Origin of the sequence: Occallatibacter savannae (genome assembly GCF_003131205.1) — a bacterium.
Classification (GTDB): domain Bacteria; phylum Acidobacteriota; class Terriglobia; order Terriglobales; family Acidobacteriaceae; genus Telmatobacter; species Telmatobacter savannae.
On record NZ_QFFY01000001.1, the window covers coordinates 207,724 to 219,366 of the forward strand.

The window sequence follows — 11,643 nt, forward strand, 5'->3', positions numbered from 1 at the left end:
TCTGGATGAGGCACTCATGACGAGTTCGAGACGGCGGTTCATTGCCATGGGGACGATGGGGGCGGTGGCGGCGGCGCTGCCCATGGACGGGGAGCAGGCGGCGGGAGAGAGTCAGGCACCAGCGCAGAATCAGCAGACGCCGGGGGCTCCCCCGGCTTTTGGGACGGCGCAGCCTGTGGGGCCGGGGGTGAGTGCGGGGACGTTTGCGGAAGCCGAGAAGCTGGTGCAGATCGAGATGACCGAGGCGGACCGCGCGCAGGCGGCGGGGAACTGGCGTATGGCGATGGCTCCGCTGTATGAGCGGAGGACGGGGCCGCGGAAGATGACGCTGGAGCCGAGTGTGGCGCCGGCGACGGTTTGGAATCCGGTGTTACCGGGGATGAAGGTCTCTGGGTCGGGTTCTTCGTCTCCCATGTCTCCAACAGCAGGAGACATGGGGCACCCGGGATCTTCGTATCCCACCCTAGATCGTTCTGACGAACTATCTAGAATGGGGCACCCAACTTCTAGTTCGAATGTTTCGGATCCCCGGTCCCCAGGTGCGAGGGACCGGGGGCACCCGACATCAGGTTCGGGTTCTTTGTATCCCATGTCTCCAAAAAAGGGAGACATGGGGCACCCAACCGATCTGTTTATCAGGAGTTCGGGTACGAATGCGCCGCTGCCGCAGAAGGATGAGGATATTGCGTTTGCTTCGGTCGGGCAGTTGTCGCGGTGGATTGAGTCGCGGCAGATTACGTCGGAGCGGTTGACGGGAATCTATCTGGATCGGCTGGAGAGGTTCGACCCGAAGCTGCGGTGCGTGATCACGCTGACGAAGGAGCATGCGCTGGAGCAGGCTCGGGCTGCGGACAAGGAGATTGCGGCGGGGAAGTATCGCGGGCCGCTGCATGGGGTTCCATGGGGCGCAAAGGATCTGCTGGATACGGCGGGGATTCGGACGACGTATGGAGCGGAGCCGTATCGCGATCGCGTCCCGGAGAAGGATGCGGCGGTGACGCGTCGGCTGAATGAGGCCGGCGCGGTGCTGGTCGCGAAGTTGAGCCTGGGTGCGCTGGCGCTGAACGATATCTGGTTTGGCGGGCAGACGATGAATCCGTGGGTGCCGGAGGAGGGTGCGTCGGGTTCGAGTGCGGGGCCGGGTGCTGCGACGGCGGCGGGGCTGGTGGGGTTTGCGATTGGAAGCGAGACGGGCGGCAGCATTGTGAGTCCGTCGATGCGCTGCGGTGTGACGGGGCTGCGGCCGACGTATGGGCGCGTGGCAAGGACGGGAGCGATGACACTGTGCTGGTCGCTGGACAAGCTGGGGCCGATGGCGCGGTATGTGGAGGACACGGCACTGGTGTTGCAGGCGATCTCGGGGCCGGACGCAGGCGACGTGGCGAGCGTGCCGAGTTCGTTGAGTTTTGACGCGAATGCGAAGGTGGCGGGACTGCGGGTTGGGTATTTTCCGGCGTGGATGAAGGAAGCGACGGATGTGGATCGGGCGGCGTTGGAGACGGTAAGCAAGCTGGGCATGAAGTTGGTTGAAGTGTCGCTGCCGGATTGGCCGTACGATTCGCTGAATCTGATTCTGTTCGCGGAGAGCGCGGCGGCGTTTGAGGAGTTGACGCTGAGTCACAAGGAGGCGGAGCTGCGGGCGCAGGTTCCGGATGCGTGGCCGAATACGTTCCGGCAGTCTCGCTTTCTGTCGGCGGTGGATTTTGTGCAGGCGGATCGGATGCGGCGGAAGGTGGCGATGGAGATGGCGCGCGTGATGTCGCAGGTGGATCTGCTGCTGGTTCCGTCGCTGCGCGATGAGATTCTGGTGATCACGAATAACACGGGGCATCCTTCGCTGACGTTTCGTGCGGGGTTCGTGGAGATCACCGAGGCGCGAAGTGACTGGGCGCCGGATCCGAAACATCCGCTGCCGAAGTTTTCGCCGCCGCGGAGAGTGCCGCATGGAGTGACGCTGATCGGAAGGCTGTTCGATGAGGGACGGTTGTGCGAGGTGGGGATGGCGATGGAGAAGGCGTTTGGGGTGGCGGGGGAGAGGCCGGTGGGATTTTAGCTGCTGGCTTTCAGCCTTTCAGCTATTAGCTGTTAGCTCTTAGCTGTGCAGAAGCGGTTGAGTGGTGGACTCCGGCTTGTTTCCCACTCATCGCACGAGGAGGCTGTGCGGGGAATGGGGCACAGCTTTTCACGCTTCCCGCGAGTGTCTCGTTCCCACCCTAAATCGTCCTCACGGCCGATTTAGAATGGGGCACCCGAGTTCCTTGTATCCCATGTCTCCAAAACAGGAGACATGGGGCACCCGATCTCTTCTCGAAGCCGAGCGGGGTGAATGAATTCGGAGGGTTTGTACCAACTCAGGTGCAACACTTAGAATCGGAAGAGCAGTAGGGGGCAGTGGATCGGTCCTGTCTCTGGAGCTGCTCACTTCCGATGACTGAACACGCATCAGGTTCACCCAGCGGCCAGCAGCCGGTATCGCCTGCATGGCAGAGAATTGAGAGGGCGCGCCACCCGCAGCGGCCTTACCCGATGGACTTTATCGAGCGGATCTTTACGGATTTCAGCGAGATTCACGGGGATCGCGCCTTTGGCGATGATGCGGCGGTGGCGTGCGGGATGGCGCGGCTCGGTGACGAGGAAGTTCTGGTCATCGGGAATCGTAAGGGCGGTTCGACGAAGGAGCGTGTGAAGCGCAACTTCGGCATGCCGAATCCTGAGGGATACCGGAAGGCGCTTCGCTGCATGAAGATTGCGGAGAAGTTCGGCCGGCCGGTGGTGAGCTTCATCGACCTGCCGGGGGCTTATCCGGGATTGGGTGCGGAGGAGCGCGGGCAGGCGGAGGCGATTGCGCGGAATATCCGCGAGATGTCGCGGCTGCGGGTGCCGACAATTTCGATCATCAGCGGCGAGGGCGGTTCGGGCGGCGCGCTGGCGCTGGCAGTGAGCGACCGGGTGCTGATTCTGGAGAACGCGCTTTACTTTGTGATTACGCCGGAGTCGTGTGCGGCGATCATGTGGCGCGATGCGGCGCACAAGCAGCAGGCAGCGGAGGCGATGCGGATTTCGGCGCCGGAGGTTGCGGCGCTGGGTTGCGTGGATGAGATCATCGGCGAGCCGGAGGGCGGCGCGCATACGGATCATCCGGCTGGCGCGGGCATGGTGGGCAGCGCGATCAAGCGGCATCTGGATGAGCTGAAGCGGATGCCGGTGGAAGCGATGGTCGCTGCGCGTCAGGAGAAGTTCAGGAAGATTGCGCAGTGCTACACGGAAGACCAGGTCTAGCGGACCCGTGGCTGCCGAGCGACGCGCATCGCTGATGAGAAGGTCAGTCGAATTCAGGGTACAGCTATGAGCGCGATTCAGCGCACGGGAAAGCTGCGCGCGTACCTGGAGTTCGTTGCGGCCGTTCTCTACTTCTTCATCGTGCGGGCGTTTGCGCGGAATGCGGCGATTGCGGTTCAGCGGGATGCGTGGCAGCCGCTCGTGGAACAGACGCTGTTTGCGGGATTGCTAATCCTGGGATATGCGGCGTTTGGAGCGCTGTTCGATCGGCAGCCGCGTTCGATTGCGGCACAGGGGTTGCCGCTGCGCTCTGGATGGGCAGGCGAGTTCGGAATCGGCGCGGCGATTGGCTGGGGCGCCGTGGTGGTGTGCGTGCTGCCAATGCTGCTGGTCGGCGGGATAGCGGTGGTGATCACGACGCAGCATGGGGCATGGGGATGGCTCGTTGCGGATGCGGCGTACTTTTTGCTGCTGGCTCTGGGTGAAGAGGTTGCGTTTCGAGGTTACGGATTCCAGCGATTCGCGGTGGTGGTGGGACCGTCGGGAGCGGCGTTTGGGTATGCGCTGTTCTATGCGATTATGCGGGCGGTTCAGCCGGGGTCGACCAATGCAAGCATTGCGATTTCGGTGGTGTTCAGCTTTCTGCTCACGACGGCTTACTTGAGGACGCGGGCGCTGTGGGTGAGCTGGGGGTTGAACTTTGCGTGGAAGGCTTCGCAGGCGTTGATTTTCGGGCTGACGGTCACGGGCGTGAGCAGCCACTCGCCGGTGATCGAGGGCAATCCGATGGGGCCGTTCTGGCTGACGGGCGGCGGGTATGGGCTGGACGCGAGCTGGTGGGCCTGCGTGGTGCTGCTGGTGGCGTTTGCGGTTCTGTACCGGGCGACGCGGGAGCTGGATTTCAAGCACAATGCACCGGTTTTTGTGGGTGCCGGGATTCCGGTGGATATCGATGCGGCTGCGAAGCGGCAGCATGAGGCTGCGATGGGACATGCCGAGCCGGCTGCGCCGGGGCTGGTGCAGATTCTTCCGGCAGCTACACCACCGGCAGAGACACGGGCGGCATCAGAACCTGCATTGGAACGAGCAGCTGACCGGGAAGATTTGCCCTGAGTTTGCGGAGGGTCTTCCGGTTGAGGGGCCCGGGTTTCCGGTTGGAATCACCGATTTGACCTTTCTAGAGAAATGGCACTACCGTTAGTCAGTGCCAGGTGCAGCCATGGGAGGACGCCCATGATCAAGCCTTTGTTTATTCCCGCAGATTCTTCGATTCTTGTTCGTGTGTTTTCAGCTACATGCAGTGGCGTGCTGGTGACGGCGCTGTGGGCTTCGGCCCCGCATGCCGGTGCGCAGGCCATCACGATCGATACGCGTACGGGGAATGTGTCAACGGGTGGCAGTACAGTTGACCGGCGGTATCAGCAGATCAAGCCGACCAATGTGGATTTGCCGAAGACGGGTCTGGACGCGAAGACGCGTCTGGAACTGATTCGCGTGCTGCAGGCTGAGCAGGGATTTGCAATGCGGCCGTTTCCGCGCGGCCACAAGGGGTTGACGCTGCAGGCGAACGGGAAGCTGAAGCCGGCGGGCGAACCGTATCTGGACATGGTGACGCAGTTCGGGATTTGCGCGAAGCCGGGCGATGCGGTGGTGCTGACGGACATCAAATTCGACAAGAACAAGATGGTGTTCATGATCAACGGCGGGCCGGACCTGAAGCACCGGTTTCTGCGGCACGTTCAGTTGGGCGCAGGCGGCGCGATGACTCCGATGGTGCAGGGCGGAGATGAAAATGAGCCGATGGGCGCGCGGCTGACGCTGGAGTTTGAGGGCGGTGTTCCAAGCTTGACGGGTTCTCAGGTGAAGGCACTGCTGGCTCCGCTGATTTCGTTCGACGTGAAGACGCCGATCCAGGCGTTCACCGATACGCTGCCGCCAAAGCTGAAGGAAGCCATCCTGAACCACGACGTGTGGGTGGGGATGAGCACCGATATGGTTCTGTTTGCCAAAGGCCAGCCAATACGGAAAGTACGAGAGACGGAAGGGCAGACGCCGTTTGAGGAGTGGATCTACGGGCAGACTCCGCAGCCGGTGGAGTTTGTGCGGATCAACGGCAACCGCGTGATCCGCGTGGAGATCGCGAAGGTAGGCGAGGCTCCGCAGGTGTTCGATCAGGATGTGGTTGAGGGGTTGATGCGGAGCGATGGCACACCGGCGGTGACGGTCGCGCAGGAGAAGACGCGGACGGTGCAGGTGGGGGATGTGACGCGCGACCCCGATAAGCAGGCTCCGGCTCCGCCGCCGACGCTGGTGAATCCGGGAGAGCAGCTGCCGGATGCAGCGAGGAATCCAGCGGGGCAGATGAAGCCGGTGCAGTTCCCGAAGCAGAAGGCGGATGACTATCCGGACGTGGCTGCTGCACGAAGGGCGGATCAGGCGAAGGCCGCTGAGGCTGCAGACAAGGACAAGAGAGGGGTAAGCGGGGACGATGCGGGCAAGCCGGCGACTCCCGGGTCGGCGCCGTCGCTGGGACCAGCGAATCCAACGCCCGCACCTGTGCCGGAGCAGAAGCCTGAGTGAGGCTCGGCGGAACCGCGGCTGATGTAGACTAGAGGGCAGCGAGTCTGGCTGCCTCCCGACCACAAGTTGTGCTGGGCAAACGACCGCGCCGTTGAAGCCGCGTGCGTAAGCGCGTGTGTGCAGAGACAATCACCGAAGGAGAATCATCCGCATGGCCAAGATTGCAAAAACTGGCGACCGCAAGAAAGCAATGGACACGACGAAGTCCACCGACTGCCCGAAGTGCAGCAAACCGACGCGCATTGTGAAGCGCGTGAAGGACCGCGAGCGCGGCGTACCGGGAGGTATCTATATCTCCTGTTCTGCGTGCGACTTCTACGAGAAGCTTTAAGTAGAAAAGCAAGTCTCAGGTTGTGGGAGAGCCCGGCGGAAGCCGGGCTTTTCTGTTTTGGTTGATTCCAAATCACCAAGAAACCGAGGGGGGAATAACTTCCGAATAGGCGACCAACCCCTAGGAACTCCCGTTGAGGGCGCGATAATCGATCCATCGATGCGAGGATAATGGATGTTCACCCAAGAAGTGCGAAACGGGTTCGACATGGCCGGCCGGTCTGCTGCATGCGAATTGCCGGCGGCACGCGCTGGATGCAGAGGTTTTGTATGTGTCTATCCGCCGCGCCTTAGAAAGGATCTTCCTCGCGTCGATCATCCCGACAGTGTGGAAATGCGACTTTGGCACGTGAGGAGATTTGAGATTCCTGAAGGAATCGTCCATCAGCACTTCGGGGAGGAACAACTCATCGCTTCAGAATTCGTCGAATTGGACACGTTGGAAGCAGTTGAAAATCTGCTCGCGAATTGGGGTATCGACAGCGGCATGTCTCGAGCACCTTGGCGGACGGATTACCCGCTGTAACGACAATAATCAGGACAGTTCCTGAGTGACCGCGTATACGGAAATAACCTCGAAGATATCCCTCAGGGGCTAATGCCCAAGGTCTCTGGAGCTTTTTCGGCACGACTGAAGTCGTGCCCTGATACGGGACTGTTCCGCTATTGGGTTTTATTGGCAGCCGAGTTCGGCGGCTTTGGTTTCGGGGGCGAGGTAGCCGCCGCCGGGGAGGTTGTAGATGGCGTTGCGGGATTGGGTGCCGTCGGCGAGGAAGACGGTGCCCGAGTAGAGGATGCAATGGCTGCCCTGGAGGTTTGTGTAGGATGCTCCGTTGGATACGAAGCGGGCCAGGTTGTGAAGGTGGACCTGGGACGGCGCCGTCCAGCTGGACTGTGAAGAAAGAACCAGATTGAGTTCGGCGTCCGGACCGGAGCCGCTGAATGCTTTTGCGAGCGAGGCTGCGGAAGCAGCGGTAACGGTGACGCTGATGGCGCTCGAGGTGCTCGCTGCGTATGTGCTGTCGCCCGAGTAGGTGGCTGTGATTGATTCTGTTCCAGCGGTGGTGAAGGTGGCATTGAAGGATGCCGTGCCGGAGTTGAGCGTGGCGGTGCCCAGGGTTGCGGTTCCGGCAGAGAAGGTGACGGAGCCGGTTGCGGCAGCGGGCGCGACGGTCGCAGTAAGGGTGAGGCCGGCGCCGGCCGAGACAGCTGAATTTGACGCGGTGAGAGTGGTGGTGGTCGCGGTGGTACCGGTGTTTGTGCCTGTGCCAGTGCCGGCAGGCGGATCCCAGAAGCCCTTGCATCCGGTGAGGATGAGCGCGAGAGACAGCGTCGCAGCTCCGACAGGAAGAACAGCCCTCGTCATTTTCATGAACATGGTGAATCTCGCCTTTCTCTTCGGGGGCATTTTGGGGCGTACGCCCGCTTAGATGCCATTGAGAGCTGGCGAGAGTGCCTGTCCGCATGACCTTGGTTTGAGAGGCGCGCCTTCCAGTGGGTGAAGGCGAGGACGGTTCGTTGCACACTGGCTGCGGTGGCGGATGTGGGCCACACACGGAGCGAGGTATGCTGATCGACTTGTATCTGTCGGTGTCGAGAGATTTGTCGGGGACTGGCGTTATGGGGCTGGCGTTTGCCGGGGTGCTGGGGATGCTGCTGATCTGGGATGCTCGCGGAGGCCGCGAGCGGGTCAGGGAACGGAAGAGGTAGCTGGTAGCTTTCCCACTCATCCGCGGTGAAGCTGCGGATGAATGGGGCACAACTGCTTGGAAGATATCACCGGTCCCCAGGTGCGAGGGACCGCGGGCACCCAAAGATATGTTATCGGACGGTGAGAGCCAGTGTGGTGGTGTGGGTTAGCGAGCCTGACGTTGCGGTGATGGTGAGGGTTGAGGTGCCTTTGGGCGTGGGTGTCGGGTTCGCAGATACCGCTTTGGTTCCTCCGCATCCGCTGACGATGATGCAAAGCAACAGTACGGAGATCGCGCTTCCGCCGATGATCGTACGCTTGAGGAACGCCTTTCGGTTGCGCAGGATCGGCGCGAGCGCGAACAGGCCAAGAGGAAGCAGGGCTGCCAGCGAGAGGGAGCCGCGTCCGGTTTGCAGCCGGGAAGTGGTGTATGGGCTGGATGGCGGCGTGTAGGTACCGGCGGTGATGCGGAGCATTGTGCTCGAGGCAGCCCCGGCCGTGGGCGTCACCGAGGCGGGAGAGAACTGGAACGTAACTCCAGCGGGCAAACCAGAGACACTGAAATCGATCTTCGATGCGAATCCGTTTGCGGGGACCAGGTTGAGCTGTACGGAAGCTGAGCCACCCTGGGCAACGGTGAGCGACGACTGCGCGAGATTCATGCTGAAGTCCCCTGCGGGATGCGGAGCCGCGGCGGTTATGGCGCCGAAGAGTCCGCCCTTCTCGTGGTTGACTCCTGCGGCGAAGTAGAGCGTGTTGGGATCGCCTGTGGAGCCGGAGCCGAAGGTGAGCTCCCAGAGATCTTCAATCTGAATCGGCGCGCCCGACGGATCGTTCAACTGACCTTTGAGAGCGAAGGTTGTTGGATCGTAGGCGCTGATAGTGCCGTCGCCGAAGTTGCCGATGAGGAGATCGCCGCCAAACTGGCCGAAGGAGGCAGGGGCGAGGGTGATTCCCCAGGGCGCATCGAGGTGGCCGCCGGAGATGGCGCGCTGCACGAAGTTGCCATTGTTGTCGAAGATGCTGACGTAGCCGGTGCCCGCCAGCGCAGGCCCGCCGTTTGGATTCTGCTGTGCGTACATGACGAAGACCTGGTTGTTGATCACGTGCACGTTGAAGGGCGCGAATCCGGCGGGAATGGACGGGTCAGTGAAGCTTCCACTGAGTGTATGCGGGGCGAACTTTGCGTCAAAGACGTCGATCTTGTCTTGAGCGAAGTTGGCGGCGAGCAGATAGTTAGCTGCGCCGTTGGCGACGATTGCAAGTCCGGTGTAGACGGCGCCGGAGGTGGAGTTGTCCACGACAGTGGCGGCATCAGTCATGTTGGAGTTCCATGCGGAGATGGTGCCGTCGAGCGAGTCGAAGATGAAAAGAGACGCTGCGCCGTGCGGGACTGCGAAGTCAGTGGGGGAGGTGTTGAATACGATTCCGGTTGGCGTTCCTGTCTTGCCTGCGGGTGCGGGAATCTTGACGGTGAATTGTTTGTTGGCGCCGGCGTCGTAAATCTCGGAGAGGCCTGTGCCGGCAGTGTTGATCCAGAAGGGGGTCTGCTGTCCGATGGCTACGCCCCAGGGGTTGATGAGCTGCGGATCGGTTTGCTGGGCCTTTACGGAACCGTCGGAGACGAGATTGGTTTGCGTGTATCCGCTGGGCGTCTGCGCGCGGGACAGATGAGATAGAAGCACGAGAAAGACAAGGAACTGAAACTTGCGGAGCATCCGTTACACCTCGTGAGGAAGTAGATCGCGCGGAAGACGGCACGTGCGGCCGATCTGCGGTCTGAGGTGATAACCGAGCGGGTGCGAATTTATTCCACGATTTGTTTTGTCGGCAGAGAGAGCCTAGCGTTTCACGCTGAGCTATCCTCAGAGTTCGCCAAACCATGACGTCGTCAGTGCGATACCATCTGCATCGGCCGACTCAGTGAGATCTTGCAAAGAAGCTGTGTAGGTAATGTAGACGATCTCGTCTTGCGTATTCCAGAGAGCCCAAGCCATGAAAAGTGCTGGTTGTTCCGCATTTACCAGTACCTTTCCATACCTGCCGAATTCACACTCGCCCGATTCGGTGTGCTTTTCGCGAAAACTTTGGATTCGCTCGATTCCATTACTCGCAACAGCTATGAGGTTTTCTGGACTGAGGTCGAGCTTTTTCGTACCTTTATATTTCATGTGGCTGAACTGCGGAGCGGATCCCGAGTCTTCATGGATGTACGTGACCGGACCGTCAGGATTCTCCTGCCTTCTCCATTTGGCAGCGCGGTCTTGATTCAGGTTGATCTTGTAAGCCAAAAAAGCGGTTCTCCATTCGAATTTGCTAAAGTGCGTCGGACATTTCTTTGAGGATGGCGGCGGCGGCTTCGGCGGGGTTGGGGGCCTGGGTGATGGGGCGACCGACGACGAGATAGCTGGCTCCGAGGCGGAGCGCTTCGGCGGGGCCGGCGATGCGCTTCTGATCGCCGATGGCTGCGCCGGCAGGGCGAATGCCGGGGATGACGAGGACTCCTTCAGGGCCGGTGAGAGCGCGGAGTGTGGCGACTTCCTGGGGGGAGCAGACGAAGCCGCGGATGCCGGCTTCCATACCCATCTTGGCGAGGAGTTCCACTTGCGAAGACGGGATGCGGCCGACGCCGGTGGCGTGGAGCTGGCCCGCGTCCATGCTGGTGAGGACGGTGACGGCAAGAAGTTCGGGCGGATTGGTGAGGCCGGCGAGAGCGTCTTTCGCGGCGGAGAGCATGGCGGGGCCGCCCGATGCGTGCAGGGTGAGCATGCGCGCGCCGAGTTGCGCAGCGGAGCGTGCGGCTCCGGCGACGGTGTTGGGAATGTCGTGCAGCTTCAGGTCGAGGAAGACGTTGTGGCCGCGATCGATGATGGGCTGAAGGACGGATGGGCCGGCGGCGACGTAGAGCTCGAGACCGACTTTGAACCAGGAGCAGGTGCCTTCGAGTCGGTCGACGAGGTGGAGGGCGGTTGCGGCGTCGGGAACGTCAAGGGCGACGATGAGTCGCTGGCGGGCGGCTGAGATCGGATCAGCGGCGGAGGTTGCGCCGGTTTGCGTGGCGGGCGGTTGAGCGGGCATAAGTCCATCGTAACTCTATTCACGACAGCGAAAAACTGGTGAATTCTGCATAGGAGAGCGACGGCGGGCTGTTGGTTTTGGTGGACTTCTGTGAAAAGATGGGATTGCTGCGGCGACACTTTTCGTTTCGCCTGCGGATGCCTTCCCCACGAGGCATGCATCCAGCACCGAAGTCGCGGCGTCTACAAGAGAAGAGAGTGATCGAAACATCCAAGCCGCGCCGGCCCTCAATCAGGATCTCTATGCTCCTGATGGCGCTTGGGGTTTGCGTGTTCTTGTGGGGATTCGGATACAAGCTTTCGCTCTACGATCTTCAGCAGCCGACAGTGCATCGCGTTCCTGAGGCGAAGCTGCTCTCGAAGAACGAAGACTCGCAGGCGGTGGACGCGGTCAGGCAGGCTCTATCGCTGGGAGAGTCGCAGGCTTCGACCCTGCTGTCTCAGTTTGCTGCGATCGCGATCACGATGAGCGCGTCGAGCGCGAGCCGCTGTACTTTCGATCAGAAGAATCTCGCGGAGTTGAAGCCGCCCGCAACAGTTCACACCCCCTCTCTCTATTTCAGACCCCCTCCGATTCAATCTGTGCTTTAGTCCGCTCGGACTTCGTGATGCTTTAGCCCGTTGATGGCGTAAGGAAGCCGTCGACCACGCGAGCTCGATCTCCTCACTTCTGAAAATCACGACAGG

General features: G+C 61.2%; 11 protein-coding genes. 7 read left to right on the forward strand and 4 right to left on the reverse strand.

Features of this window, described 5'->3' with window-relative positions; translation table 11 throughout:
* The first annotated feature begins 16 nt into the window (after window positions 1-16).
* From DHV10_RS00975 to DHV10_RS00995, 5 genes are all read left to right on the forward strand, one after another.
* Window positions 17-2,053, forward strand: a complete 2,037-nt coding sequence (locus tag DHV10_RS00975; protein ID WP_239461237.1) for an amidase — start codon at window positions 17-19, stop codon at window positions 2,051-2,053.
* A 374-nt stretch (window positions 2,054-2,427) separates the two neighbouring features.
* Window positions 2,428-3,279 (forward strand): acetyl-CoA carboxylase carboxyltransferase subunit alpha, encoded by an 852-nt coding sequence (locus tag DHV10_RS00980; RefSeq protein ID WP_109484459.1) that lies wholly within the window; start codon window positions 2,428-2,430, stop codon window positions 3,277-3,279.
* A 66-nt stretch (window positions 3,280-3,345) separates the two neighbouring features.
* Window positions 3,346-4,392, forward strand: coding sequence for a CPBP family intramembrane glutamic endopeptidase (locus tag DHV10_RS00985; protein ID WP_109484460.1), 1,047 nt, complete (start codon window positions 3,346-3,348; stop codon window positions 4,390-4,392).
* A gap of 120 nt (window positions 4,393-4,512) precedes the next feature.
* Window positions 4,513-5,859, forward strand: coding sequence for a hypothetical protein (locus DHV10_RS00990; RefSeq protein WP_109484461.1), 1,347 nt, complete (start codon window positions 4,513-4,515; stop codon window positions 5,857-5,859).
* Window positions 5,860-6,010: 151 nt separating this feature from the next.
* Window positions 6,011-6,190, forward strand: coding sequence for an Rcat domain-containing protein (locus tag DHV10_RS00995; RefSeq protein ID WP_109484462.1), 180 nt, complete (start codon window positions 6,011-6,013; stop codon window positions 6,188-6,190).
* 672 nt (window positions 6,191-6,862) lie between these two features.
* Here DHV10_RS00995 and DHV10_RS01005 read toward each other — a convergent pair.
* A complete protein-coding gene (locus DHV10_RS01005; RefSeq protein ID WP_162601099.1) occupies window positions 6,863-7,567 on the reverse strand; it encodes an Ig-like domain-containing protein in 705 nt (234 codons plus the stop codon).
* Window positions 7,568-7,755: 188 nt separating this feature from the next.
* Between DHV10_RS01005 and DHV10_RS26865 the strand changes: the two genes are divergently transcribed.
* Window positions 7,756-7,899 (forward strand): hypothetical protein, encoded by a 144-nt coding sequence (locus DHV10_RS26865; protein ID WP_162601100.1) that lies wholly within the window; start codon window positions 7,756-7,758, stop codon window positions 7,897-7,899.
* A 111-nt stretch (window positions 7,900-8,010) separates the two neighbouring features.
* Here DHV10_RS26865 and DHV10_RS01010 read toward each other — a convergent pair whose 3' ends face one another.
* From DHV10_RS01010 to pyrF, 3 genes are all read right to left on the reverse strand, one after another.
* Window positions 8,011-9,597, reverse strand: coding sequence for a TIGR03118 family protein (locus tag DHV10_RS01010; protein ID WP_109484465.1), 1,587 nt, complete (start codon window positions 9,595-9,597; stop codon window positions 8,011-8,013).
* 147 nt (window positions 9,598-9,744) lie between these two features.
* The gene (locus DHV10_RS01015; RefSeq protein ID WP_109484466.1) at window positions 9,745-10,170 is read right to left on the reverse strand and encodes a hypothetical protein; all 426 of its coding nucleotides are present in this window, start codon (window positions 10,168-10,170) and stop codon (window positions 9,745-9,747) included.
* Between the two features lie 25 nt (window positions 10,171-10,195).
* Window positions 10,196-10,957 carry an orotidine-5'-phosphate decarboxylase gene (pyrF, locus tag DHV10_RS01020; protein ID WP_109484467.1) on the reverse strand — a complete coding sequence of 254 codons (762 nt, stop codon included), beginning with the start codon at window positions 10,955-10,957 and terminating at the stop codon, window positions 10,196-10,198.
* Window positions 10,958-11,154: 197 nt separating this feature from the next.
* On the opposite strand from pyrF, the gene DHV10_RS01025 reads away from it, so the two are divergent.
* Window positions 11,155-11,547 (forward strand): hypothetical protein, encoded by a 393-nt coding sequence (locus tag DHV10_RS01025; RefSeq protein ID WP_162601101.1) that lies wholly within the window; start codon window positions 11,155-11,157, stop codon window positions 11,545-11,547.
* Window positions 11,548-11,643 lie beyond the last annotated feature (96 nt).